26 protein-coding genes are annotated in these 24,350 nt (G+C 72.7%); 10 read left to right on the forward strand and 16 right to left on the reverse strand.

Translation table 11 applies throughout. The features are described 5' to 3' along the window. Nucleotides 1-93 precede the first annotated feature (93 nt). The gene (locus ACIBO8_RS35200) at nucleotides 94-807 is read right to left on the reverse strand and encodes an HAD family hydrolase (RefSeq protein ID WP_396119831.1); all 714 of its coding nucleotides are present in this window, start codon (nucleotides 805-807) and stop codon (nucleotides 94-96) included. Between the two features lie 88 nt (nucleotides 808-895). Between ACIBO8_RS35200 and ACIBO8_RS35205 the strand changes: the two genes are divergently transcribed. Then, complete coding sequence (locus tag ACIBO8_RS35205; RefSeq protein ID WP_396119832.1) at nucleotides 896-1,633, forward strand: YqjF family protein; 738 nt, start codon at nucleotides 896-898, stop codon at nucleotides 1,631-1,633. An 81-nt stretch (nucleotides 1,634-1,714) separates the two neighbouring features. On the opposite strand, the gene ACIBO8_RS35210 is transcribed toward ACIBO8_RS35205, so the two are convergent. From ACIBO8_RS35210 to ACIBO8_RS35220, 3 genes are read right to left on the reverse strand one after another with little or no spacing between them, the layout of a single operon-like run. Next, nucleotides 1,715-2,260: a hypothetical protein gene (locus ACIBO8_RS35210; RefSeq protein ID WP_396119833.1), complete on the reverse strand. Its 546-nt coding sequence runs from the start codon at nucleotides 2,258-2,260 to the stop codon at nucleotides 1,715-1,717. Between the two features lie 27 nt (nucleotides 2,261-2,287). Next, a complete protein-coding gene (locus tag ACIBO8_RS35215; RefSeq protein WP_396119834.1) occupies nucleotides 2,288-3,007 on the reverse strand; it encodes a hypothetical protein in 720 nt (239 codons plus the stop codon). A 53-nt stretch (nucleotides 3,008-3,060) separates the two neighbouring features. Next, nucleotides 3,061-4,074, reverse strand: a complete 1,014-nt coding sequence (locus ACIBO8_RS35220) for a CDP-alcohol phosphatidyltransferase family protein (protein WP_396119835.1) — start codon at nucleotides 4,072-4,074, stop codon at nucleotides 3,061-3,063. Between the two features lie 312 nt (nucleotides 4,075-4,386). Between ACIBO8_RS35220 and hpt the strand changes: the two genes are divergently transcribed. The 3 genes from hpt (at nucleotide 4,387) to ACIBO8_RS35235 (ending at nucleotide 6,609) form a co-directional block, all read left to right on the forward strand. Then, a complete protein-coding gene (hpt, locus tag ACIBO8_RS35225) occupies nucleotides 4,387-4,935 on the forward strand; it encodes a hypoxanthine phosphoribosyltransferase (protein WP_396119836.1) in 549 nt (182 codons plus the stop codon). Continuing rightward, the gene (locus ACIBO8_RS35230; protein ID WP_396119837.1) at nucleotides 4,932-5,636 is read left to right on the forward strand and encodes an HAD family hydrolase; all 705 of its coding nucleotides are present in this window, start codon (nucleotides 4,932-4,934) and stop codon (nucleotides 5,634-5,636) included. Before hpt ends, ACIBO8_RS35230 begins: the two co-directional genes overlap by 4 nt. Nucleotides 5,637-5,739: 103 nt before the next feature. Next, the gene (locus ACIBO8_RS35235) at nucleotides 5,740-6,609 is read left to right on the forward strand and encodes a PAC2 family protein (RefSeq protein ID WP_396119838.1); all 870 of its coding nucleotides are present in this window, start codon (nucleotides 5,740-5,742) and stop codon (nucleotides 6,607-6,609) included. Between the two features lie 52 nt (nucleotides 6,610-6,661). Here the strand turns inward: ACIBO8_RS35235 and ACIBO8_RS35240 are convergent, their stop codons facing one another. After that, nucleotides 6,662-7,015: a hypothetical protein gene (locus ACIBO8_RS35240; protein WP_396119839.1), complete on the reverse strand. Its 354-nt coding sequence runs from the start codon at nucleotides 7,013-7,015 to the stop codon at nucleotides 6,662-6,664. Between the two features lie 11 nt (nucleotides 7,016-7,026). Continuing rightward, nucleotides 7,027-7,824, reverse strand: coding sequence for a class I SAM-dependent methyltransferase (locus tag ACIBO8_RS35245; RefSeq protein WP_396119919.1), 798 nt, complete (start codon nucleotides 7,822-7,824; stop codon nucleotides 7,027-7,029). Nucleotides 7,825-7,918: 94 nt separating this feature from the next. Between ACIBO8_RS35245 and ACIBO8_RS35250 the strand changes: the two genes are divergently transcribed. Continuing rightward, a complete protein-coding gene (locus ACIBO8_RS35250; protein ID WP_396119840.1) occupies nucleotides 7,919-8,710 on the forward strand; it encodes a GntR family transcriptional regulator in 792 nt (263 codons plus the stop codon). Here ACIBO8_RS35250 and ACIBO8_RS35255 read toward each other — a convergent pair. After that, on the reverse strand, nucleotides 8,697-9,194 hold the full coding sequence (locus ACIBO8_RS35255) for a MarR family winged helix-turn-helix transcriptional regulator (RefSeq protein ID WP_396119841.1): 498 nt from the start codon (nucleotides 9,192-9,194) through the stop codon (nucleotides 8,697-8,699). The two genes, ACIBO8_RS35250 and ACIBO8_RS35255, sit on opposite strands and share 14 nt — an antisense overlap. Nucleotides 9,195-9,314: 120 nt before the next feature. Here ACIBO8_RS35255 and ACIBO8_RS35260 point away from each other — a divergent pair, with 120 nt between their 5' ends. Further along, nucleotides 9,315-10,382, forward strand: a complete 1,068-nt coding sequence (locus ACIBO8_RS35260; RefSeq protein WP_396119842.1) for an alkene reductase — start codon at nucleotides 9,315-9,317, stop codon at nucleotides 10,380-10,382. A 367-nt stretch (nucleotides 10,383-10,749) separates the two neighbouring features. On the opposite strand, the gene ACIBO8_RS35265 is transcribed toward ACIBO8_RS35260, so the two are convergent. From ACIBO8_RS35265 to ACIBO8_RS35290, 6 genes are all read right to left on the reverse strand, one after another. Further along, on the reverse strand, nucleotides 10,750-11,181 hold the full coding sequence (locus tag ACIBO8_RS35265; RefSeq protein WP_396119843.1) for a HEAT repeat domain-containing protein: 432 nt from the start codon (nucleotides 11,179-11,181) through the stop codon (nucleotides 10,750-10,752). Nucleotides 11,182-11,635: 454 nt separating this feature from the next. Then, nucleotides 11,636-12,874, reverse strand: a complete 1,239-nt coding sequence (mshC, locus tag ACIBO8_RS35270) for a cysteine--1-D-myo-inosityl 2-amino-2-deoxy-alpha-D-glucopyranoside ligase (RefSeq protein WP_396119844.1) — start codon at nucleotides 12,872-12,874, stop codon at nucleotides 11,636-11,638. A 55-nt stretch (nucleotides 12,875-12,929) separates the two neighbouring features. After that, on the reverse strand, nucleotides 12,930-13,745 hold the full coding sequence (locus tag ACIBO8_RS35275; protein WP_396119845.1) for an SCO1664 family protein: 816 nt from the start codon (nucleotides 13,743-13,745) through the stop codon (nucleotides 12,930-12,932). Continuing rightward, complete coding sequence (locus ACIBO8_RS35280; RefSeq protein ID WP_396119846.1) at nucleotides 13,742-14,338, reverse strand: DUF3090 domain-containing protein; 597 nt, start codon at nucleotides 14,336-14,338, stop codon at nucleotides 13,742-13,744. Before ACIBO8_RS35280 ends, ACIBO8_RS35275 begins: the two co-directional genes overlap by 4 nt. Before the next feature lie 109 nt (nucleotides 14,339-14,447). Beyond that, nucleotides 14,448-15,131, reverse strand: coding sequence for a histidine phosphatase family protein (locus ACIBO8_RS35285; RefSeq protein ID WP_396119920.1), 684 nt, complete (start codon nucleotides 15,129-15,131; stop codon nucleotides 14,448-14,450). A 20-nt stretch (nucleotides 15,132-15,151) separates the two neighbouring features. Continuing rightward, entirely contained in the window at nucleotides 15,152-16,204 is a 1,053-nt protein-coding gene (locus tag ACIBO8_RS35290) for an LLM class F420-dependent oxidoreductase (RefSeq protein WP_396119847.1), read from the reverse strand. Between the two features lie 167 nt (nucleotides 16,205-16,371). Here ACIBO8_RS35290 and ACIBO8_RS35295 point away from each other — a divergent pair, with 167 nt between their 5' ends. Together ACIBO8_RS35295 and ACIBO8_RS35300 are read left to right on the forward strand one after the other, a co-directional pair. Beyond that, complete coding sequence (locus ACIBO8_RS35295; RefSeq protein WP_396119848.1) at nucleotides 16,372-17,388, forward strand: aldo/keto reductase; 1,017 nt, start codon at nucleotides 16,372-16,374, stop codon at nucleotides 17,386-17,388. Between the two features lie 5 nt (nucleotides 17,389-17,393). Next, nucleotides 17,394-17,585, forward strand: a complete 192-nt coding sequence (locus tag ACIBO8_RS35300) for a DUF5703 family protein (protein ID WP_396119849.1) — start codon at nucleotides 17,394-17,396, stop codon at nucleotides 17,583-17,585. Nucleotides 17,586-17,847: 262 nt separating this feature from the next. On the opposite strand, the gene ACIBO8_RS35305 is transcribed toward ACIBO8_RS35300, so the two are convergent. Together ACIBO8_RS35305 and ACIBO8_RS35310 are read right to left on the reverse strand one after the other, a co-directional pair. Then, on the reverse strand, nucleotides 17,848-18,522 hold the full coding sequence (locus tag ACIBO8_RS35305) for a hypothetical protein (RefSeq protein ID WP_396119850.1): 675 nt from the start codon (nucleotides 18,520-18,522) through the stop codon (nucleotides 17,848-17,850). A gap of 19 nt (nucleotides 18,523-18,541) precedes the next feature. Beyond that, nucleotides 18,542-19,858: a M20/M25/M40 family metallo-hydrolase gene (locus ACIBO8_RS35310; RefSeq protein ID WP_396119851.1), complete on the reverse strand. Its 1,317-nt coding sequence runs from the start codon at nucleotides 19,856-19,858 to the stop codon at nucleotides 18,542-18,544. 66 nt (nucleotides 19,859-19,924) lie between these two features. Between ACIBO8_RS35310 and ACIBO8_RS35315 the strand changes: the two genes are divergently transcribed. Together ACIBO8_RS35315 and ACIBO8_RS35320 are read left to right on the forward strand one after the other, a co-directional pair. After that, nucleotides 19,925-20,650, forward strand: coding sequence for a hemerythrin domain-containing protein (locus ACIBO8_RS35315; protein ID WP_396119852.1), 726 nt, complete (start codon nucleotides 19,925-19,927; stop codon nucleotides 20,648-20,650). 156 nt (nucleotides 20,651-20,806) lie between these two features. Continuing rightward, on the forward strand, nucleotides 20,807-21,784 hold the full coding sequence (locus ACIBO8_RS35320; protein ID WP_396119853.1) for a LysR family transcriptional regulator: 978 nt from the start codon (nucleotides 20,807-20,809) through the stop codon (nucleotides 21,782-21,784). A 44-nt stretch (nucleotides 21,785-21,828) separates the two neighbouring features. Here the strand turns inward: ACIBO8_RS35320 and ACIBO8_RS35325 are convergent, their stop codons facing one another. Further along, a complete protein-coding gene (locus ACIBO8_RS35325; protein WP_396119854.1) occupies nucleotides 21,829-24,333 on the reverse strand; it encodes an ATP-dependent Clp protease ATP-binding subunit in 2,505 nt (834 codons plus the stop codon). Between the last annotated feature and the right edge of the window lie 17 nt (nucleotides 24,334-24,350).

Below are 24,350 nucleotides of genomic sequence, written 5' to 3' on the forward strand. Positions count from 1 at the left end.
AGACGGGGGTCGTTGCGCGGGATCGTGCCGAGGGAAGGGCCCGGGGAGTGATCCCGGGGCCCTTCATCACTTGCGGCGCCGGCCCGGAGTGGATCAGGTCGTGACGCGGCTGAAGATCGTGGCCAGGTAGTCCGGGTCCACCCCGACCAGGGTGTCGCGCAGGTGCACCCCGTCGGTCGGCGGCAGCTCCAGCTCCGCCGGCACCGCGAGCACCGCCGCCCCGGACGCGACGGCGCTGGCCATCCCGGTCGGCGAGTCCTCGATCGCGACGCACTCCGCGATCGGCACCCCGAGCAGTTGCGCCGCCGTCCGGTACGGTGCCGGGTCGGGCTTCGGGGCCGACACCTCGTCGCCGCACACCACCGCGTCGAAGTTCTCCCGGCCCAGGGTTTCCAGGGCGACCTCCACGAGCCGGCGTCCGGTGGAGGTCACCAGCGCGGTCGGCAGCCCGGCCTCCCGGACGGCCCGCAACAGCTCCATCGCGCCCGGACGCCAGACCAGGCCCTCGGCGAACAGCTCCTCGACGCGCCGCTCCAGCCATTCGACGTCGGCGGGCTCGTCGCGGTCGGGCTGGCCCAGATCCTCGCGCAGGATGCGCATGGAGGTGGCCATGCTGCCGCCGATCATCGCGAGCCGCGCCGCCTCGGAGAGGGTGCCGCCCGCGTGCGCCGCCAGCTCACCCAGCGCGACGTCCCAGACCTTCTCGCTGTCGACCAGGGTGCCGTCCATGTCGAAGAGCACCGCCGCCGGTTGTCGTGATGTCAGAGCAGGCCTCCCGAGCCGCCGAGCCGGATTCGTCACCACCATTCTTCCCTGCCCGGCGCCCCGGCGCGGCCTGGTGTGACCGCTGCGACAGGGCGCACGGCGGGTCGACGGCGAGGTGCATCATGGGCCGGTGCGGATCGAGGACGTCACGCCCGAGACGCTGCGGCCGGTGCGGCGGTCGTGGCTGGTGCAGAGCTGGCACGACCTGGCGTTCCTGCACTGGGCCGTGCCGCCCGAGACCGTGGCGCCGTTCCTGCCGCGCGGCACCGTGCCGGACACCCTCGACGGCGTCACCTACGTCGGCCTGATCGGGTTCCGGATGGTCGGGCTGGGACCGCTGCGCGGCCCGGCGATCCCGTACCTCGGCTCGTTCCTCGAGACGAACGTGCGCCTCTACAGCGTGGACGACCGGGGACGGCGGGCGGTGGTGTTCCTGTCACTGGACGCCGAGCGGCTGTTGCCCGTCCTCACCGCGCAGGCGTCGCTGAGGCTGCCGTACAAATGGTCCCGGATGTCGTTGGAGAAGAGTGACGGCGTGCTGCGCTATGCCAGCTCGCGGCGATGGCCCGGGCCGCGGGGCGCCCGGACCGCATTTTCGGTACGGCCGGGAGCACCGCTGGACGAGCCGTCGCCCGCCGAGCACTTCGTGACGGCTCGGTGGGGGCTGCACACCCGGGCCTGGGGCCGTACGGTGCATCTGCCGAACGAGCATCCGCGCTGGCCGCTGTTCCGGGCCGACCTCCTGGAGCTCGACGACGGCCTGATCCGCGCGGCGGGGCTGCCGGCGATGCCGGGTCCGCCGGCCAGCGTCCTCTACTCGCCCGGCGTGCCGGTGGTCTTCGGCGGACCCGGCGTCGCGGCTCGCTGAAGCGATCGAGGTCGCGGACGCGCGGCCCTCGAGCGAGAAAGCCGCGAGCACTCGGCGACGGGCCGGGCGGACGCGTGGACGTCAGACGCGTGCGGGAATGCGGCGGTGCAGCTCCGCCAGCAGGACGTCCGGGCCCGGCGACATGAGGCCCACGTCGACCACGAACGCCGCCCCCGAGTCGCGGCGCAGGATCCGCGGGCGCCGGCCCGGGCCGGGCAGCTCGGTGACCGCGTTCATCGCCGCCGGGGTGATCACCAGTTCCGTGAACGGTCCCCAGCGGCGCAGCCCGACCGAGGCGACCGCCGACCACGGTATGTGGATGCCGCGCCGGCCGGTGGCGCCGAATTCCAGGCCGCGCATCGAGCTCTTGAGCCAGCCGAAGCGGTTCCAGGCGACGAGGACGATCAGGCCCGCGGCCACTACGGGGCCGACGAGCAGGCCCTCGAGCACCCTCACGAGGCCGGCCGGGGTCGGGCGGACGCCCAGCGCGAACGCCACGAGCAGCACGACCAGGGCGCAGACCAGGGCTCCGAGGGCGATCACCCACAGCATCGTCACGAACACCATGGCTCGTGGCTGGAAGAAGGTCGTCGCGTCCTCGCCGATCTCCAGCGGATGATCCTCCACGAATCTAATTATGCGGACATATCGGTCTCAGGTCTCAGGGTTGCGGGGAGCCGCTGCCGGCGTACGTCCGGTCAGCAGGTCCGCCACCCGGTAGAGGGACCCCAGCAGGTGCGGGATCGTCGCCGGATCCTTCAGCCGGCCCGGCGTGCAGGTCATCAGGTCCGTGCCCTGCAGGGTCCAGGCGGGCAGGGCACCGTCGACGTGGGCGGCGAGCAGGGCCGGGCTCAACGGGTACGGGGAGGCGCCCGGCTCACCCACCACCCGGAAGTCCCTGTCGAACCGCTCGTGGCCCAGCGTGGCACCGGCGCCGAACAGGGCCCGCCCGAACTTCGACAGCGTGCCGCGCGGCTGGATCCCCACGTACGGCGAGGACCGCTCGAGGTGGACGACGAGCACCGTGAAGTGGTGGGTGGTGGATCGAGTGCCGTGGGTGGTGCCGCCTTGGCCGTCGGGCGTGCTGGTCGTGCTCGTCTCCGTGTACGAGTAGTCGGCGACGCTCGCCCGGCGCCCCCACAACGGGCCGGTCAGGGCCAGCGTGACGCCCCGGCGGTTACGGCCGGGCAGCCGGGAGCTCCAGTCCACGGCCGGCCGGGACACCATGGTCCAGCCGTTCGCGGCGGCCCAGGCCTGCAGAGCCTCATGACGCTCGCGTTCGCGCCGGCGGCCGAGGACCAGGGCGAGCACCACCAGCGCGACGGGGACGGCCATGCAGGCGAGCACTCCACCGACGACCACCACTGCGTCCATGGCGGGTCAGCTTGCCACGCCACCGCCCGCTTGGGCAGGGGGGTCGAACGGGGTCAGGGGCGTCCGGACGCGGTGGGCAGAACCACGTTGTCGGTGCCGAGCTGCCCGGCCTCGACGACCTGCTCGACCGGCTCCACGCCCGCGGCGGCGGCCACGGCCTCGGCCTGCGCCTCCGAAGTCACGCCCATCTTCGCCATCTGTCGGGTGTAGCTGCGGGTCGCCGTCCAGAGCTTGTAGATCAGCAGCAGCTCGAATGCCGTGAGCAGGGCGCCCGACACGAGCGTGACCGGGATGATCTGCGCGGTCAGCGGGCCGACGATGAAGACGAACATCTGGAACTCGATGCCGCTGAACAGGTGGGCGCGGATCCGCTGGCGGACCAGCATGTTGCGGATGCGGACGAAGGTGCTGAACTTCGTGCGGAAGTCGCCGTACACGTCGACCACGGGCCGCTCGGCGCCCGTACCGTCGGTGGCCGTGCCCGTGGCCGCCGCCGTGCCGACCGGGTGTTCCGCGTCGGTCTCCTCGACGAACATGGGGGCCGCGCCCTCACCCTGGGCGGCCTCCAGGCGGCGGCGCATGTCGTTCTTGACCTTGCCCATCTGCAGGGCGTTCAGGTAGCGGAAGCCGTCGAGGAAGATGACCAGGCCGGCGACCCACAGGTAGTGGACGTCGTTCGTCTTCGCGTACTGCCCGCCCATCAGGGCGACCGCGCAGACGACGACGCGCAGGCGGTCGAAGACGTAGTCGAGCCAGGAGCCGAAGACCGAGCCGGTCCCCTTGAGCCGGGCGATCTTGCCGTCCATGCAGTCGAGCACGAAGCTCAAGTGGAAGAAGATCGCGCCGGCGACCAGCCACTTGTAGTCACCCTGGGCGAAGCAGAAGGCGGTGACGAGTCCGAGCAGGAAAGCGCCCATGGTCAGCAGGTTGGGCGTGATCCACCGCACCGGCGCCACGAGCCAGACGAGCCGGGACGCGAGCGGGTCGACCAGCCACACGGTCCACCACGCGTCGCGATCCTTGTACGTACGGGTGCGGATCTCGTCGAGCGTGAACCGTCGTGCCATGCCACAACTCCACCGTGGTGATGAATACATGAATAGTGAGACGCGCGGACATTACAGGAGACCGTCTCGCAGCATAGAGGGCCGCCCAAGGATCTGGACAAACGGCGAAATGTTCCGCCCTGCGGTCGGCCTGATCATGGACGGCAGGCGTCCGGACGACAGCCGAACCCGGTGATGAAGATCACCGGACGGCACGGGGGCGGCTGGTCCGGGCCGCCTCGTCAGCCGAGCGGGCGACGGCCGTGTTGGCCTCGGCCGTCCCGCGTGTCAGGATTCCGGGCAGAACCGGCCGGCCGACCTCCGGGGGGACGAGTGGACGCCGAGCATGTGGCGGGCGATCTGGCATCGGTGCTGCTGACCGAGGACCGGATCCTCACCCGGGTCGGCGAGCTCGCCGGCACCATCGCCAAGGACTACGCGGGCCGAGAGCCGGTGTTCGTCGGCGTCCTCGGCGGCGCGGCGACGTTCACCGTGGACCTGGCCCGGGCCCTGGAGACCCAGGTCGAGATCGGCTGGATGGCGATGCGCTCGTACACGACGAGCAAGCGCAGCTCCGGCTCCGTACGCCTGCTCAAGGATCTTGATCTGGAGATCGAGGGGCGTGACGTGATCATCACCGAGACGGTGATCGACACCGGCCTGACGATGTCCTGGCTGATCGCCAACCTGCAGCAGCGCCGCCCCGCCTCCATCGCGGTCTGCGCGCTGATGCGCAAGCCGCACAGCCCCGCGTTCGACGTGCCGACGTACGTCGGGTTCGATGTGGAGCCGGGCCTGATCGTGGGCTACGGCCTCGACTACCGCGGCCACTACCGCAACCTGCGCTGCGCCGCCGTCCTCGCCCCGCACGCCGTCCGGTGAAGGCCGTCGTCCTCGACTTCTTCGGCACCCTGACCGACCCGTCCCTGGAGGCGGGGCGCCGGGCGTCCTTCACGGCCACCGCCGCCGCGCTGGGCGTGCCCGCCGATGATTTCTGGACGGCGATGTCCGGCTCCTTCCCCGAGCGCATCTGCGGGCTTCTCGGCGACACCCGCGCCACGCTCGAGGTCGTCGCCCGCCGGTGCGGCGCCGCCCCCTCCGAAGCCGAGGTCACCGCCGCGGCCGAGATCCACCTGCGGGGAGCCGCCGAGATGCGCAAACCCCGGCCGGAGGCGCTGAGCACCCTGCGAACCCTGCGCGCCGCGGGCTTCCGGCTCGGTCTGATCAGCGACTGCAGCAGCGAACTGGTGGAGAGCTGGGCGTCCACCCCGTACGCCCCGCTCCTGGACGCCGCCGTGTTCTCCTGGCAGGAGGGCTACCGCAAGCCCGACCGCCGCCTGTACGAGACCGCGGCCCGGCGCCTGCGCGTCCGGCCGGCCGACTGCTGGTTCGTCGGCGACGGCGGGAGCCGCGAGCACTGGGGCGCGGCCCGCGCGGGCATGCGGCCGGTGCTGGTCACCAACGCCGGCTACGCCGATGCGGCGGCGCTGCGCAACGACCCCGACAGCTACCTCCCCACCGCGACCGTCGACGACCTGTCCGGACTGCCCGCCCTCGTGTGCCACGATCCCGCGTTTCCGTGACGCTTGCCGGCGCCGCACGCTCGCGGCCCCCCGGGGCGCCGCCGGGTGGGATTCGGTGACGCCACGTAGGCTCTGAGGTACTGAGGTACGAAAGGTTGGCATCGTGACAGAGTTCGACGGCCTCCCCTTGCTGCGCTCCCCCGTGGCGATCGCCGCCTTCGAAGGGTGGAACGACGCCGCCGACGCGTCGACGGCCGCGGTGGAGCACCTGGAGCAGGTGTGGCAGGCCCGCGAGATCACCACCATCGACCCGGAGGAGTTCTACGACTTCCAGGTCAGCAGGCCGACCATCACCATGGCCGAGGGCGAGACCCGCAAGATCGAGTGGCCGACCACCCGGTTCAGCGTGGCCAGCCCGCCCGGTACGGAACGCGACGTCGTGCTGATCCGCGGCATCGAGCCGAGCATGAAGTGGCGCACCTTCTGCGAGCAGATCCTCGAGGTCTGCCACAGCCTCGAGGTCGACCGCATCGTGCTGCTCGGCGCGCTGCTGGCGGACGTCCCGTACACGCGGCCGCTGCCGATCAGCGGCACCGCGTCGCACAAGGACGTCGCCGACAAGTACAAGGTCGTACCGACCCGCTACGACGGGCCCACGGGCATCGTCGGGGTGCTGCAGGAGGCGGCCGGCCGGGCGGAGCTCGACGCCCTCTCCTTCTGGGTGCACGTCCCCCACTACGCGAACAACCCGCCCTGCCCCAAGGCGACGCTGGCGCTGCTGAGCCGGCTCGAGGACGTCCTCGACCTGCCGGTGCCCCTGGCCGACCTGGCCGAGGAGGCCGACGAGTGGGAGAAGCGGGTCCGCGCCGCGGCCGAGCAGGACGCGGAGCTCGGCGAGTACGTCCGCGAGCTCGAGGAGCGGGTGGGCGACGAGGGCATCAAGCCGCTGACCGGCGACGAGATCGCCAGCGAGTTCGAGAAGTACCTGCGCCGCCGGGGCGGTTCCGCCGGCCCCACCGCCGGCTCGTGGTGAGCTGATTCCGCGCCGGCCCCGGGTTTCCGGGGCCGGTCCGGATGCCGGGGCGTCAGTGCCAGAAGGTCGCGACCGCCGCGTTGACCAGCGTCAGGGCGATGATGCCGATGAAGTGGCCGCGGTTGACGTCCTCACGCTTGCGCCGCCACGGGATGAACACCATCACGAAGATCATGATGGCGATCACCAGCTTCACCGCCAGCTTGACCGGGCTGGGCTCGGCGTCGCCCCCGCCCCGCAGCGGTGCGGACAGCGCCAGGCCGGTCAGGACCTGGATGACCGAGCCCCACAGCATGGCCGGATTGATCCGAAGCTTGCCCGAGACGAACTGGACGACGGCACCGCCGAGCAGCAGCGCGAAGCCGATGAGGTGCGCATAGCGCAGGATCAACCGCAGAGCCTCCATGGCGGCACAGCCTAGTGGGGCCCGCGGCGCCCGATGACGAGCAGGTGCCCGGTGGCGCCGAGGATGCCCGGATCCGCCTCGACGATGCGCATCCGCTCGAGCAGCACGGCGGTGCGCTCCGGGTCGGCCAGGATGTCGCCGAGCAGCGGCCCGGCGTAGGCCATGGGTCCCTCGACCGCGAGCACCCGGACCTCCGTGAGACCCGCCTCGGCCGCTTCCGGTGCCGCCTCCCGCGGTTCGTGGAAGTAGGCGCGGGTGAAGAACCGATCCCCCGTACTGTCGTGCACGCCGTCGCGCATCACGCCGTCGACCAGCGCCCGGAACTCCGGATCGGCGTAGAAGTTCTTCACCAGGCCGTCGAAGAGCGCCGCGTTGCGGGTGATCAGCGCGGCCACCATGACGCCGCCGGGCCGGACCGTCCGAAGTGCCTCCCGCCAGGCAGCGAGCCGGTCGGCGCGGTCGGTCAGGTGGTAGAGCGGGCCGAGCAGCAGGACGGCGTCCGCGCTCGCGTCCGCGGCGGGCAGCTGCCGGGCGTCGCCCGGCTCCGCGGTCACGCCCGGCAGGGTCGCGGCATGCGCCACGTGGTCCGGCACCGGGTCGATCACGTGTACGGCGTGGCCGGCGGCGGCGAGCGGCCCGGCGTACGCCCCGGTGGCCCCGCCCACGTCCAGAATCCGAGGCGGCGGCGCGGGCAGCACCCGGGTGAGCACGTCCCACGTACGCAGGAACTCGAGCCGTCCGGTGCCCGCGGTGAGGCGCACCTGCTCCCCGCCGCGCCGGTAGTAGTCGAGGATCTCCGGGCTCAGCATGCCGCCCATCTTGTCGCAGCCGGCGTGTCGCTGCCGCCCGCCCCACACCCCGTACGCCATCCTAGGAACCTAGGGTCTAGAGGGAGGTCGCAGGATGACGATCAATCCCGGCGCCGCCGAGTTCCCGCACCGCCAGATCGCCGCCCAGCTGAAGGAGCGCATCCGGCGCGGCGACTGGCAGCCCGGCGAGCGGCTGCCCTCGATCCCGGCGATGGCGGAGATGTTCGGCGTCGCCAAGCAGACCGTCCAGCGCACGGTGGACCAGCTGCGGGTCGAGGGCATCCTGATCACCAAGCCCGGCTCGGGCACGTACGTCCGCGGCACCCGCCGCCGGCTCAACCGGCTCTCCCGCGGCCGGTACGGGGTGCACCGCGGCTACCACGCCGATCTGGCCGCCCGCTACCGCCAGCAGCTGACCGGGGTCGGCCGCGAACCCGCACCGGCCGAGGTCGCGGACGCGTTCGGCGTACGGGACGGCACCGAGATGCTGGTCCGCCGGCACATCGTGCGCGCCGACGACGCCACGGTGGAGGTGGGTGCGTCCTGGTTCCGGGTCACCGACGCGACGGGCACCTCGCTGGAACGCACCGAGGCGTACGGCCGCCCCCTCTACCAGGAGGCGGAGGAGGCGATCGGTCGGCGCTACGCGTCGGCGACCGACACGATCAGCGCCCGGCAGCCCAGCCGCGAGGAGGCGGAGATCCTCCAGATCCGCCCGGACACGCCGGTGCTGCACCTGCTGCACGTGGCCTTCGACGAGACACGCAAGCCGATCGAGGTGGCGCAGGCGACGTGGCCCGGTCCGATGACGACGCTGACCGAGGAGTACCGCATCCCGGCGCCCACCCCCGATCCGGACCCGGACCCCGGCCTCACCCTCGCGTGACGCCGCGCTTGCCGGCGGGCATGCCGCAGCGCGAACCCTCCTCGGTGGCGAGCACGTTCTCCTCCAGCGTGCGCAGGCTGGACAGCGCCGTCTCCCGCTGCTCCGCGTCCATGTCTCCGACGGTCAGCTGCTCGAGCCGGGCCCAGATCCGCTCGACGCAGGTCCGCAGCTCGTCACCGGCCGGCGTGGACGCCACCAGCGAGGCCCGCCGGTCGGCGGGATCGGGCAGCCTGCGGACATAGCCGGCGGCCTCCAGCCGCTGCACGATGCGCGTCGTGCTCGCCGAGTCGGTGCCGAGCTCCGCGGCGAGGTCGGCCTGGCGTTGCGGCCCGGACTCCCACAGGCGCATGAGCAGCAGCTCCTGGCTGGGATGCAGGCCGACGCCGCGCAGCAACCGGCCCGCGAGCAGCTGGTGGATGCGGGCCAGCCGGAAGATCGCGTGGCTGATCGGCCCGCTCGCCGCCGCGCCCGGCGCAGTCGTCATGCAGGCCAGCCTAGCGCCGGCATCGGTGACCCTGATCACTGCGCGGTTCCGGAAGAAAAGCGGCCCGGCGGCAATTGCCTGTCCTGAACAGCAAAATCGCTGTCCAGGACAGGAGTTGTCATGACGACCGCATTCGACGGCATCCGGCTCGGCCGCTACACCACCCGCAACCGCGTGGTCATGGCCCCCATGACCCGGAGCCGGGCGTACGGGCCTGGCGCGACCCCCACCGAGCTCATGGCGCAGTACTACGGGCAGCGGGCCGGCGCCGGCCTGATCGTCACCGAGGGTACCCAGCCGTCCGCCGTCGGCCAGGGCTACGTCAACACTCCCGGCCTGCACACGGCCCCGCAGGTCGAGGCCTGGAAGCCGGTGACCGCGGCGGTGCACGAGCACGGCGGCCTGATCTTCGCCCAGCTCATGCACAGCGGCCGCATCGGGCACCCCAGCGTGCACGGCGCCACGCCGGTCGGAGCCTCCGCGGTCGCCGCCGCCGGCCAGGTGCACACCGCCGAGGGCCTCCAGGACCTGGTTACCCCCGAACCGCTCGACGACGACGCCATCCGCGCGACCATCGCGGACTTCGCGAACGCGGCGCGCAACGCCGTCGAGGCGGGCTTCGACGGCGTCGAGCTGCACGGCGCCAACGGCTACCTGCTGCACCAGTTCCTGTCCACCAACGCCAACCTGCGTACGGACGCATGGGGCGGCACGATCGAGGGCCGCATCCGGCTCACCGTCGAGGTGGCGAAGGCCGTCGCCGCCGCGATCGGCGCGGACCGGGTCGGGCTGCGGATCTCGCCGTCCAACCCGTTCAACGACATCACCGAGGACGGGCACCGGGAGACGTACCTCGCGCTGGTCGACGCGCTGAACCCGCTGGGGCTCGCGTACCTGCACGTCGGCGAGGGACCGGACACGGAGTTCACGCCGCAGCTGCGGGCCCGGTGGCAGGGGCCGCTGATCCTCAACCCGTACACGCCGGGCAGCTGGACCGGCCCCGAGGCCCTCAAGCTCGTCGAGACCGGCGAGGCGGACCTGGTTTCGTACGGCGCCCTCTACCTGGCGAACCCGGACCTGCCGGAGCGCCTGGCGGCAGGCGGCCCCTTCAACCAGCCCGACTACACCAAGGCGTTCGGCGGCGACCACACCGGCTACACCGACTACCCGGCGCTCGCCGCGGCCTGATCCGCCGTGCCGTCCGGTGGCCGCGGCCGGCCACCGGACGCCGGACGCGGTCGCCGAACGCACGCCTGGGCCCGATCGCCGCACGCCGAGCCCGATCGCCGCACGCCGAGCCCGATCGCCGCACGCCGGACCCGATCGCCGCAAGCCGAGCCCGGACGCCGCAAGCCGGACCCGATCGCCGCAAGCCGAGCCCGATCGCCGCAAGCCGAGCCCGCACGCCGGACCGTCGCCGCACGCCCGACCCGATCGCCGCACGCCGGACCCGATCGCCGCACGCCGAGCCCGATCGCCGCACGCCGCGGCCCGGTCGCCGCGAGCCGCCGGTCGATGGAACCGCAGCGGCCGGGCACGGACCGCCGTCGATCACTCAGCCGGTGAGCATGCGCAGCGCGCGGGCCGCGGCGGCGCGGACGCGTTCGTTCTCGTCGGTGAGGAGGACGGCCAGCGCCTCCTGGGCGGCGGTGAGGCGGTGGCGGGCGGTGACCTTGGCTGCCATCTCGCGTACCCGCCAATGCTCGTCGCCGAGGGCGACCAGCACCGCGGCCGTCGCCGATGCGTCCCAGGGTGCCCACATGAGACCCCGGGCGCCCCACACCCGCAGCCAGTAGCGCTGCTCCGGCGGCGCGTCCAGGAACTGCGGCGCCCGCGGGCCGGCGAGGGCCGCGATCAGCGTGGGATCGGCCTCGCCGCCGTGCAGCAGAGCCACGCAGGCGGCTACGACGCTGCCGGTGCCGTGATCGAGACAGGCCGCTTCCACGCTCTGACGGGGCGTGACCCCCCAGAATGCGCGGCCGCTCATCAGCGGGAGATCGTCCGGCCGCGGGCGATCGCGGCCAAGCGCGTGGGGCCGGGCGCCGGGAGTGCCGCCGGATGCCGGGTGACTGTCCCGGCGCTGCGCGAAGGGGCGTCCATCACCGCACTATAGGCGGACGCCGCACGAAGCGCGGACCTGCCGATCGTGGCTCCCGGCGTTCGCCGGCCCATCCCCGCGCTCAGCCGCATGCTTTCCGGTCAGGACGGGCGGGGGACGCCCACGTCCCGAGCGCGGAGCCGCCAGTTCACCAGGTGCGGAGGCCGACGTCCTGCACGGCGAGGCGCTGGCGCAGGCGGGCGCTCCGTCGGCTGCCCGCCGGTCACCGCCCGCGCTACACCCGAGACGGATCCCGGACGTAGCGCACAGAGCCGGCCGATGCCCGACGGTCGAGCCGCCCACCGGACGAAACGCCACCCCGGCCGAGGCGCGGAGCGCAGACCTACAGGCGAACGCCGAGCAGCGCGTCCACAGTGCGCGCCATCAGCTCCGGCGCCGCCTTGTCCTCCCCCGTGCCCGACAGCGCCGCGTCCGCCCAAGCGTCCACCAGCGCCAGCGCGGCCGGGGTGTCCAGGTCGTGGTGCAGGGCTTGCCGGACCGATGCCAGCAAACCGTCGCCCGACGGGCCCGACCGGGCCGCGGCGGCCGAGCGCCAGCGGGCCAGGCGGGCTTCGCCGGTCTTCAGGACGTCGTCCGTCCACTGGCGGTCGGTGCGGTAGTGGTCGGCCATGAGGCCCAGGCGCACCGCCATAGGGTCGACGCCGTCGCCGCGGAGGCGGGAGACGAAGACGAGGTTGCCCTTCGACTTGGACATCTTCTCGCCGTCGAGGCCGATCATGCCGGCGTGCACGTAGTGGGAGGCGAAGGGGGCCTCGCCGGTGAGGCGCTCGGCGTGGGCCGCGGAGCACTCGTGGTGCGGGTAGAGCAGGTCGTTGCCGCCGCCCTGGACGTCGATGGTGGCGCCGAGCAGGCCGAGGGCGATGGTGGCGCACTCGATGTGCCAGCCCGGGCGGCCGGGGCCCAGGTCGCCGCCGTCCCAGGCCGGTTCGCCGTCGCGGGCGCCGCGCCAGAGGAGGGGGTCGAGGGGGTCGCGCTTGCCGGCCCGGTCGGGGTCGCCGCCGCGTTCCGCGGAGAGCTTCAGCATCTCGTCGCGGGTCAGGTGGGACTCGTAGCCGAAGGAGGGGGCCTCGGCTACCGAGAAGTAGACGTCGCCGGTGCCGTCGTCCAGCGTGTAGGCGGAGCCGTCGGCGATCAGCTCGCGGACGTGCTGCGCGATGGCGGGGATGGACTCCACGGCGCCGACGTAGTGCGCCGGCGGGATCATCCGCAGCGCCTCCATGTCCTCGCGGAAGAGGGCGGTCTCGCGCATCGCCAGGACGATCCAGTCCTCGCCGTCGCGGGCCGCGCGCTCGAGGAGGGGGTCGTCGATGTCCGTCACGTTCTGCACGTAGCGGACGTCGAGGCCGGCGTCGCGCCAGGCGCGCTGGACCAGGTCGAAGGTGATCATCGTGGCGGCGTGGCCCAGGTGGGTCGCGTCGTACGGCGTGATGCCGCAGACGTACATCGTCGCCGTCGGGCCGGGCGAGGTGGGGACGATCTCGCGGCGGGCCGAGTCGAACAGGGCCGGCGGGGCGGCTTCTCCCGGCAGGGTCGGCACGTCGTGCCCGGTCCATGCGTCCATGGTCACGAGCCTATCGAGCCCTGCCGACAGTTTCGGCCCCGGCGTGAGTAACGACTCAGACGGGCGGCCACGGCACGGCCGGCCAGTCGCGCGGCGGCTTCGGGAAGCGTCCCGCGCGCAGCAGGCGGCGCACCCGGAGGCGGGCGTGTTGCACCTCGTTCACGGTCAGGTGCTCCTCGAGCCGCTCCCCCAGCGCGCCGCCGAGCTCGGCCTCCAGGCGGGTGAGCACCTCGACCGGCTCGGGCGGGAGGGGGCGGCCGGTCCAGCCCCACAGCACCGTGCGGAGCTTGTTCTCGACGTGGAAGGAGACGCCGTGGTCGACGCCGAGGACGCGGCCGCCGGGGGCGTACAGGACGTGGCCGCCCTTGCGGTCGGCGTTGTTGATGACCGCGTCCAGGACGGCGAGGTTGGACAGGCGTGGGTCGTCGGCGTGCGCCAGTGCGTACGCGTCGCCGTCCTCGTCGCGGGCGGAGGCGACCGGCAGCCAGCCCGGGGGTACGTCGTACGCCGGGACGAAGCCGATCAGCGCCTCGGCGTCCTCCGGTTCGTCGATCCAGAGCTGGCAGGCACCGGGGCCGAGCGGGCCGTCACGCAGGATCGTCGGGGGCACCAGCCCCCAGCCCGTGGCCTGGGAGACCAGGAACGCCGACACCTCGCGGCCGGCCAGGGTGCCGTCCGGGAAGTCCCACAGCGGGCGTTCACCCCGCACCGGCTTGTAGACGCAGCGCGCGGCGCGGCCGTCGAGGCTGATCTCGGCGCGCAGCGTGGTGTTGGAGGCGTCGACCAGGCGGCCCTCGAGCTCCATCGTCCCGTGGGTGAGCAGCTCGAGGGCTTCGTCCTCGGCGAGCACGGACGCGGGCTCCGTCGTCACCGGTGATAGCCGTTGTGCCGGGGACAGAGGTGGCCCGCCGGGTCGAGCGGCTGGCCGCAGAGCGGGCACGGCGGGCGGCCGGCGGCGACCACGCGCCGGGCGCGGTCGATGAAGGCGCGGGTCGCCTCGGGGGTGAGCCGGACCCGCAGCCGGTCGAGGTCGTCGTCGGGCTCGTCGTCGTCCTCGTCGTCGTCGATCGGGTCCTCGTCGTCCTCGTCGCCGCCGAGCTCGGTCTCGGCGTCGCCCTCGCCGGCCTCGATCGCCTCGATGACCACCGTGGTGGTGTCGACGTCGAAGGCCAGGCCGAGCGTGCCGACGCGGAATTCCTCGTCGACGGGGGTGTCGAGGGGCTCGTTGTCGCTGACGGTGACCGGGGCCGTCTCCGGCAGCTCGACGCCGAACCGCCTGCTGGCCTCGGTGAGCAGCTCCTCGAGCTTCTCCGCGAGCAGCGACACCTGGACCTTCTCCAGCGCCACGCTGACCACCCGGCCGCCGCCGCGGGCCTGGAGGAAGAACGTCCGGTCGCCCGGCTCGCCCACCGTCCCGGCGACGAACCGCTCCGGCGGCTCGAAGGCATGCACCTGGTGGGTCATGACAACGACCCTATCCGCCCGCGCGCGTGAGCGCGCAGTGCACCGGGCCGGTTCGCCGAGGGCGCAACGCGAGCACACGCAGCGGTAACAGGCCGGTCACAGGTAGTGCTCAGACCCCCGCGCCGGCGCCGCCGCCCACCGCGGCGTCGGACTGGGCGGCCGGGTCCGCGGCGTCACCGTCGTCCTTCTTCGGGGGTACGAGCACACCCAGGTCGGCGGTGTCGTTGAGGCGTACGAGGAACGGCCGGGTCGGCGTGTACCGGATCGCGGTGATCGAGGCGGGGTCGGCGACGATGCGCTGGAACTCGTCCAGGTGCAGGCCGAGCGCGTCCGCGACGATGGCCTTGATCACATCGCCGTGGCTGCATGCCAGCCACAACGCGTCGGCGCCGTGCTCGGCGGTCACCTTGGCGTCCCAGCGGCGTACGGTGGCCACCGCGCGGGCCGACATGGCCGCCATGGCCTCGCCGTTGGGGAAGACCACGGCGCTCGGGTGCTGCTGCACGACCGGCCAGAGCGGCTCCTTGGCCAGCTCCTTGAGTGGCCGGCCTTCCCAGTCGCCGTACCCGCACTCGATGAGCCCCTCGTCGACCGCGGGGATCACGTCGGGCAGGGCCAGCTCCACGGTCTGCCGGCAGCGCGCGAGCGGGCTGGTCACGACGGCCGAGAGCGGCAGCTCGCGCAGCCGTTCGCCGACCCGCGCCGCCTGGGCGCGGCCGGTGTCGTCGAGCTCGACGGGCCGGCGCCCGGCCAGGCCGCCGGTGGCGTTGGCGGTGGTGCGCCCGTGGCGCATCAGCAGGACGGTGGCCACGGTTACTCGGCCACGCCGGACGCCTCGAACGCCTCCGCGAGCGTCCGCAGCTGGTCGATGCCGCTCTCGCGGTCGGCGACGAAGAGGCTGACCGACAGCGTGGTGACACCTGCCGCGGCGTATTCCCGCATCCGCTCCACGATCCGCTCCTTGGGCCCGATCAGGGAGGTCCGTTCGATGAACTCGTGCGGCACGGCCGCGGCCGCGTCGCGCTGCCGGCCGCTCAGGTAGAGGTCCTGGCACCTTTGGGCCTCGTCCGCGTACCCCATCCGCACGGCGAGCTGGTTGTAGAAGTTCTGCTCGCGGCTGCCCATGCCGCCGACGTAGAGCGCCGCGTACCAGCGGATCACGTCCGCGCACGCCTCGACGTCGTCGCCGATCATGACGGGCACACTCGGGCAGATGTCGAAGCCGTCGAGCCCGGCGCCGGCCTTCTCCCGCCCGCGCCGGATGTGCTCCAGGTTCTCCCCCGCGGCGTCCGGGGCGAAGAAGATGGCCAGCCAGCCGTCGGAGATCTCGCCGGCCAGCTCCAGGTTCTTCGGCCCCACGGCGGCGAGATAGATGGGTACGGCCGGACGCGGCGGATGGAAGCCGAGGCGCAGCGCCTTCCCGGGCCCGTCGGGCAGCGGGAGGGTGTAGTGCTGGCCCTCGTACGCCACCGGCTTGCGCGCGATCGCCAGCTTGACGATGTCGACGTACTCACGGGTGCGCGCCAGCGGCTTCGCGAACCGCACGCCGTGCCAGCCCTCGGAGACCTGCGGACCGGAGACGCCGAGGCCCAGCCGGAACCGGCCGCCGGAGAGCGTGTCGATGGTGGCGGCGGTCATCGCCGTCATCGCCGGGGTGCGGCCCGGGATCTGCATGACCGCGGAGCCGACATCGATGCGCTCGGTCTGCCCGGCGATCCAGGCCAGCATGCTCGGCGAGTCCGAGCCGTACGCTTCCGCCGCCCACACCACCGAGTAGCCGAGCCGGTCGGCCTCCTGGGCCATGGCCAGATGATCGGCGGGGGTGGTCCAGGCTGTCTGATAACCGAGGCTGAGTCCGAGCCGCACGGGTCCTCCCGTTCCTGCCGCCGGAGCACCGATGCTCCGCACTTCGCAGCCTAGGCGAACACGCTCAGTGATCTTCTGCCCCCGCCGTCGCGTACCCGACGCTTCTCCAGCCGTTCTGACCTGCTCCGGCGTTTCGCAGCGGGTCGCGGCTGAATAAAGTTCACCCCATGCAACAGCGACCGCTCGGCCGAAGCGGGCTGGCGGTCTCCCGGCTGGCCCTCGGCACCATGACCTGGGGACGGGACACCGACCCCGACGACGCGGCCGCTCAGCTCAAGCTCTATCTCGACGCGGGCGGCACGCTGATCGACACCGCCGACGTCTACGGCGATGGCGACGCCGAGACGGTCATCGGGTCGCTGCTGGATCACCTGGTTCCCCGCGACGAGGTGCTGATCGCCACGAAGGCGGGACTGGGCCACTCACCGTACCGTCGCCGCGACAGCTCCCGCGGCCACCTGCTGCGCACCCTCGACGCGTCGCTGCGCCGGCTCGGCACCGACTACGTCGACCTCTGGCAGCTGCACGGGTACGACCCGCACACCCCGCTGGAGGAGACCCTCGCGGCGCTCGACCACGCGGTGCACACCGGCCGGGTCCGCTACGTGGGCGTGTCCAACCTCGCCGGCTGGCAGACCGCCCAGGTCGCCACCTGGCAGCGGTCGTTCCCGGGCCGCGCCCCGATCGTCGCCACCCAGGTCGAATATTCCCTGCTGGAACGCGGTATCGAACGCGAGGTCCTGCCGGCCGCGGCGGCCCTGGGCATCGGCGTGCTCCCCTGGTCGCCGCTGGGCCGCGGCGTCCTCACGGGCAAATACCGCAACGGCCGCCCGCTGGACTCGCGCGCGGCCACCGACCACCTCGCCCCGTTCGTGCAGACCTACCTGGAGCCGCGCAGCTCCAGCATCGTCGAGGCGGTGGTGACGGCGGCCGCGGGCCTGGGCGTCGAACCCCTCGAGGTGGCGCTGGCCTGGATCCGCGACCGCCCGGGCGTGGCGGCACCCATCCTGGGCGCGCGTACGGCCGGCCAGCTGCAAGGCGCACTGCTCAGCGAGCAGCTCACGCTGCCGGCCGAGATCGCCCGCGCCCTCGACGACGTGTCCGCGGTCCCGGTCGGCTACCCGGAACGCGAGGGTCTGACCGGCCCAGGGACTGGTGGCACACCCGCAGCTGACGCATATTAGGACGCATGGACTACGAATACGCGCCGCTGCGGTTGCCGTCGAATGTCGATCGTCTGACCGCCGCGGCGCAGCTCGCCATCCAAGCGGAATTCTCGGGCTGGGAACTGGCCCGCGTCCAACTCTTCCGAGACGGAACCCGGCAGGTGATGCTCCGCCGCAAGGTCGGCAGCACCCCCCAGCCGGGCTTGATTCTGTAGAGCCCCGTCTCCACGGCCCGGGCCCACCGGCAGCTCGACCCCTGCGGGGTTGATCACCTGATAACGGCCCGAACCCCCACCTGGTCTAACCGCGACCAAAGTCGCACGGCGCCCGTCGCTGTCGAGGGCGCCGAAACAGACCAGGCGCCCTTTGCCGTGGTCTGTTCCGGTGTCCTCGACAGCGACCGCCCTCGGGCGCAGTGCCGCCGGAGGGAAGCGGAGGCCGGCAACTCAGCAGCCGCGTGCCACCGGCCCGGCCACCTCAGTGGTTATGCCCCGCGTGATCATCCTCGTCCTCCTCGTCGGGGAGGAACGGGTGCTCATCCAGCCGCCCGACCAGCTGATCCTCCGGCCCGGGCGTGAACGGCCCGACCCCGTCCTCATCAGCGAACGCCTCCAGATCGAGCGGCTCCTTCACCTCGGACACCGTGAGCAGCCCGTCGAGCGGCTCCAGCTCCGGCACGTCGAGCGAGGCCAGCGACCCGTCGCCGGCCTGCAGGAGTTCGAGGACCGCCTCGCCGACGGATTCGACGGTGCCGGCCTCCTCGTCGTCGGGCACGGAGTTGCGCCGGGCGGCGTCCGCCACCTGGAGCAGGGCCGCCACGCTGGGCACGCGGTAGTCGCGGCGCTGGCGCACCGAGATCACCTGGGCGTACGGGTCGGCCGCGGCACCGTCGAGGCCGCCGACCGCGGTGCCGAAGCGGGCGTCCGCCTCGTCCGGGTCGATCGATTCGACGTCCCACGGCGTCACCTCGCCGAAGGATTCGAGCAGCTGCTCGTCGTAGGCGAACGAGGCGTTGTTCAGGTTCACGTACGCCTGCCACACGTCGTCGTCGTCCACCCGGCCCTGGGCGGCCTTCACCGCCGCCAGGTGAGCCCGGGCGGCCTCCACGACCCGTTCGAGGGCGGCGTCCAGCTCCGCGTACTGGTCGGTCATGGTTCGAAAAGTCCTCTCATCAGCTCGCCTTGAGCAGTCGGTCGAGCACACGCACGCCGAACTGTAGTCCTTCGACCGGGACGCGCTCGTCGACGCCGTGGAACAACGCCGAGAAGTTGAGGTCGGCGGGCAGTTTCAGGGGCGCGAAGCCGAAGCAGCGGATGCCGAGGGTGCTGAAGGCCTTGGCGTCGGTGCCGCCGGAGAGCATGTACGGCACGGCCCGCGCGCCCGGGTCCTCGGCGCGCAGCGCGGTGGCCATCGCGTCGACCAGGGCGCCGTCGAAGCTCGTCTCGAGGGCGGCCTGCCGCTGCAGGTGCTCGATCTCGATGTCCGGGCCGATCACGGCGCGCAGCTGCTCGAGGAAGGCCTCGGCCTGCCCGGGCAGGGTACGGCAGTCGATGGTCGCCGACGCCTTGCCGGGGATGACGTTGTCCTTGTAGCCGGCTTCGAGCCGCGTCGGGTTGGCGGTGTTGCGCACGGTGGCGCCGATGAGGGCGGCGATAGGGCCGAGCTTGGCGATGGCCTGTTCCGGCTCGTCCGGGTCGATCTCGATGCCCAGCGCCTCGGAGACCTGTTCCAGGAACGCGCGCACGGTCGGGGTGATCACCATGGGGAACCGGTGCCGCCCGACGGCGGCCACGGCCTCGGCGAGCGCCGTCACCGCGTTGTCGTCGTGGACGAAGGAGCCGTGGCCCGGGCGGCCGCGCGCGTGCAGGCGCAGCCAGTCGATGCCCTTCTCGGCGGTCTCGACCAGGTAGAGGCGCAGGTCGTCGTTGACCGTGTACGAGAACCCGCCGACCTCGCCGATCGCCTCGGTACAGCCCTCGAACAGGCCGGCGTGCTCGCGGACGAGGAACTGCGAGCCGTACTCCATGCCCGCCTCCTCGTCGGCGGTGAAGGCCAGCACGATGTCGCGGGGCGGTACGACGCCGGTGCGCTGCCAGTCGCGGACGACGGCGAGCATCATCGCGTCGAAGTCCTTCATGTCGATGGCGCCGCGGCCCCAGAGGTAGCCGTCCTTCTCCTCGCCCGAGAACGGCGGCACCGACCACTCGCTCGCGTCGGCCGGGACGACGTCGAGGTGCCCGTGCACGAGCAGGGCGCCGCGCGAGCGGTCGCGGCCCGGGATGCGGGCGACGAGGTTGGCCCGCCTGGGCGCGGACTCGTGCAGTTCGACGTCGATGCCGACCTCGGTCAGCTGGGCGGCCACGTACTCGGCGGCGACGCGCTCACCGACCGTCGTCCGCGGATCGCCGGTGTTGCTGGTGTCGATCCGGAGCAGGTCGCGGCAGATGCCCACGACCTCGTCGGCGGCAGCGCTGGGGGCTGGTTCCATCCGCTCTTCTTACCAGCTCGGCTTTCCGGCGTTTGGGGGGAGATCAGGTACGGGTATGACCCGGCCGTGTCCGTGCACCTGCCCCCGTTGCCGCCGGTCGGCGGCGAGACCACCGGCCCCGACGTGGCCGACGTGGTCGACCGCGAACACCGGGAGCTGCTCGCCCTGTGCGACGAGCTGCTCCCCGGCGGCACCGAAGCCCGCGACGGCGAAGCCCGCGGCACCGAAGCCCGCGGCACCGAAGCCCGCGGCACCGAAGCCCGCGGCACCGAAGCCCGCGGCACGGAAACCCGCGACGGCGATGCCCGCGGCACCGGGGCCGGCCGCAGCCGGACGATCGCCCAGGTGGTCAGCGCCGCCCTCTCGCGGCATCTGTCCGCCGAGGAGCAGTACGTCTATCCGGCCGTGCGCGCCATCGTGCCCGGCGGCGAGCAGCTGGCGGACCGGGAGATCGCGGAGGACCGGGCGTTGCTCGAGGCGCTGCGGCTGCTGGAGGCCGCGGGCGACGACGAGCGGGCGGAGCGGGCCGCCGATGTGCGCCGCCGGCTGCAGCGGCACGCGGACGCCGCCGCGGGCGAGCTGATGCCGCTGCTGGTGCACATGGCCTCGGCCGAGGAGCTGATCCGCCTCGGCAACCGGGTGGAGATGGCGGAGGAGGCGGCGCCGACCCGGCCGCATCCCGGCACCCCGGCGACTCCGCCGTGGAACAAGGTCGTGGATCCGGCGGTGGCCGTCGTGGACAAGATCCGCGATGTCGTGGGCCGGCGGATCACGTACCCGCGGGACCTCTGAATTCACTGATAGTGATAGATGGCGCACATACCGTTTCGGTACGAGCGTACGGGTTAGCAGCTTCTGCCCTTTTGTTTAACCCGTTTGTCACAAGAGGACGATCTTTGATCGGCCGAAGGTCTAGCCGATATCCCGCGAACGTCCTACCGTCACGCTATGAACCTGGAGCTGCGGCATCTCAAGGTGGTCTGTGCCATCGCGGAGACGGGCAGCGTGACGAAGGCGGCCTCGCAGCTCGGCCTCGCCCAGCCGGCTTTGACTGCGCAGCTGCAACGCATCGAGCGGACCCTCGGTGGCCCGCTCTTCGAACGCGACCGGCGCGGCGCCCGGCCCACCGCCCTCGGCGAGCTGGTGCTCTCCCGCGCCCGGGTCCTGCTGCCCGCCATGAAGGGCCTGCAGGACGAGGCGGCCCGGCTCGCCGGTGCCGGCTCCGACAACACCATGAGCCGCTACCGGATCGGGTCGATCGGCGGCCCGATCATCGGCGGCATGGTGCACCGGCTCTCCGAGGCCCAGCCGGACGCGCAGATCTCCACCCACGCGTCGTACTACGTGGAGGAACTGGCCACCATGGTGGTCGAGGGCAAGCTCGACTTCGCCCAGGTGGGCGTCTGCGGCGACGCCATTCCCTCCGCCGAGTACGGCCTCGTCTGGCAGACCATCGCCGTCGACGGGGTGTGCGTGCTCATGCCGGAGGACCACCGCGCCGCGAAGGGTACCGAGGTGGACCTGGCGGAGCTGGCCGACGAGCAGTGGGTGGCCGGCACCGGCGACGGCTGCTTCGGCGACTGCTTCGCGGCGTCGTGCGCCCGTGCCGGCTTCACGCCGAAGCGGATGCTGGAGACCGACATCCGCGGCTGCGTCGACATGGTCGAGTCGGGACTCGCGCTGGCGCTGTGCCAGCCGACCTTCCGCCCGCCGGCCGGCCTGACGCACCTGCCGATCCAGGGGGCGCCCCTGCGCTGGCGGCAGGTGCTCGGCTGGCACCCGGACAGCCCGGCCGCCCGGGTCGCGCCGTGGCTGATCGGCATGGCGGGCGAGGCCTACCAGGAGGTCGTCGCCCGCAACCCGCTCTACGTCGAGTGGCTGGAGGACTATCCGCAGCTCGGCGCGCAGCAGCTCACGACGGCATGACAGAAGCCCCGGCACCTCGGCGCCGGGGCTTCTGCGATCCCTCGTCAGGCGACGGCCGGCGCGGGCGACTCCACCTCGAAGGTGAGCTGCCCGCCGTCCGCGTCCACGCGTACCGTCCGGCCGGGGGCCAGATCGGCGTTGAGCAGCATCCGCGACAGGCGGTTGTCCAGCTCGCGCTGGATGGTCCGGCGCAGCGGGCGGGCGCCGTACTCGGGCTGGAAGCCCCGCTCGGCCAGCCAGTCGATCGCCGCCGGGGTGAGATCCAGCGTGACGTCCTGGGCGTGCAGCCGGCGACGGGTCTCCTCGAGCAGCATCGCCGTGATCCGCCGCAGCTGATCGGTCTCGAGCTGCCGGAACACGATGATCTCGTCGATCCGGTTGAGGAACTCGGGCCGCAGCTGCTCGCGCAGCCGCCGCTCGAGCCGCTCCCGCAGCTCCTCCTCGGCCGACCGGCCACTGTCGCCGGTGCCGAAGCCGACCGTACGCTTCGTGCCGGTGATGATCTCCGAGCCGAGGTTGCTGGTCATGATCACTACGGTGTTCCGGAAGCTCACGGTCCGCCCCTGGCTGTCGGTCAGCCGCCCGTCGTCGAGCACCTGCAGCAGGATGTTGAAGACATCCGGATGGGCCTTCTCGATCTCGTCGAGGAGCACCACGGAGTACGGGCGCCGCCGCACGGCCTCGGTCAGCTGGCCCGCCTCGTCGTAGCCGACGTAGCCGGGCGGGGCGCCGACCAGGCGCGAGACGGTGTGCCGCTCCTGGAACTCGCTCATGTCCAGCCGGATCATCCGGTCGGAGTCGCCGAACAGCGCCCCGGCGAGCGAGCGGGCCAGCTCGGTCTTGCCGACGCCGGTCGGGCCGAGGAACAGGAAGCTGCCCACCGGCCGGTCCGGGTCCCCGAGCCCCGCGCGCGAGCGCCGGACCGCCTCGGCGACCGCCGCGACCGCGTCCTCCTGGCCGACCACCCGGTCGTGCAGGTGGGCCTCGAGGCGCAGCAGCCGGTCGCGCTCCTCCTCGGTGAGCTGGGCGACAGGGATCCCGGTGGCCCGGGAGACCACCTCGGCGACGTCCTCGGGGGTCACCTGGGGCACGCTGTCACCCTCGGCACCCGCCCGTTCCATCCGCTCCTTGAGCGCGTGGATCTCGTCGCGCAGCTGGGACGCCTTCTCGTAGTTCTCCGCCGCCACCGCCTGGTCGCGGTCGCGGGTGAGCTGCTCGAGGCGGCGCTCCTGCTCGCGGACGTCGGCGGCGGGGGTCTTCACGCGCAGGCGTACCCGGGCTCCGGCCTGGTCGATCAGGTCGATGGCCTTGTCCGGCAGGAACCGGTCCGCGATGTAGCGATCGGACAGCCGCGCGGCCGCGTCGAGCGCCTCGTCGGTGATGCGGACCTGGTGGTGCGCCTCGTAGTTGTCCCGCAACCCGCGCAGGATCGCCACGGTGTCCTCGACGCTCGGCTCGCCGATCAGCACCGGCTGGAAGCGCCGGGCGAGCGCCGCGTCCTTCTCGATGGAGCGGCGGTACTCGTCCAGGGTGGTCGCGCCGACCACACGCAGGCGGCCCCGGGCCAGCGCCGGCTTGAGCATGTTGCTCGCGTCCATGCCGGTGCCGTCGCCGCCACCGCCGCCCGCGCCCACCAGGGTGTGGATCTCGTCGAGGAAGACGATCAGGCCGTCCCCGCTCTCCTGGATCTCGTCGATGACCTTGCGGAGGCGCTCCTCGAAGTCGCCGCGGTAGCGGGTGCCCGCCACCAGCCCGGCCAGATCGAGCTGGATGACGCGCTTGCCGGCCAGGGTCTGCGGGACGTCGCCGTCGACGATCCGCTGGGCCAGGCCCTCGACCACCGCGGTCTTGCCGACGCCGGCCTCCCCGATCAGCACCGGATTGTTCTTGGTACGCCGCGACAGCACCTCGACGGCCTGCTCGATCTCGTCCGCCCGGCCGATCACCGGGTCGATCTCGCCACGCCGGGCCAGTTCGGTGAGGTCCACGCCGTACTGCTCGAGGGTGGGCGTGGTCGTGCCGGCGCCGCCCTGGCCGCCGGCGGTCTGCGGCTCGGCCTGCTGCAGGGTGCGCGGGTCGATGCGGGCGGCGAGCAGCCGCCCGGCCGTGGAGTCCGGGTTCAGCCCCAGGGCCATGAGGATGTGCTCCGGGCCCACATAGGAGGCTCCGACGGCACGCGAGATCTGCAGGCTGTCGAGCAGGGCGCGCTTGGCCGCGGGGGTCAGCGCGAGGCGCTCGGGCAGCGGGCCGCCGGACGGGCGGTCGCCGCCTCCCAGCTCGGTGAGGAGCGCGTCCGGGTCGGCTCCGGCCCGGCGGACCAGGGCTCGCTGCGCGTCCTGCTGCAGCACTCCCCAGAGGAGGTGGTCGGTGTCGAGGTCCGCGGTCGCCGCCCCGGCCGGTGCCGCCGCGGCAGCCCGGTGCGCGGCGTCCGACAGGGCCGTACGGGCGTCGGCACTCATGTACTTGGTGATGTCGATCCGCTGCGCGGACCGTCGTGGCTCGGCCGCCCCGAAGAAGCGGGCGAACAGGTCGTCCCAGTCGCCGGGCATGCTCTTCCTCTCCTTCT

Source organism: Actinoplanes sp. NPDC049681 (assembly GCF_044465265.1).
Classification (GTDB): domain Bacteria; phylum Actinomycetota; class Actinomycetes; order Mycobacteriales; family Micromonosporaceae; genus Actinoplanes.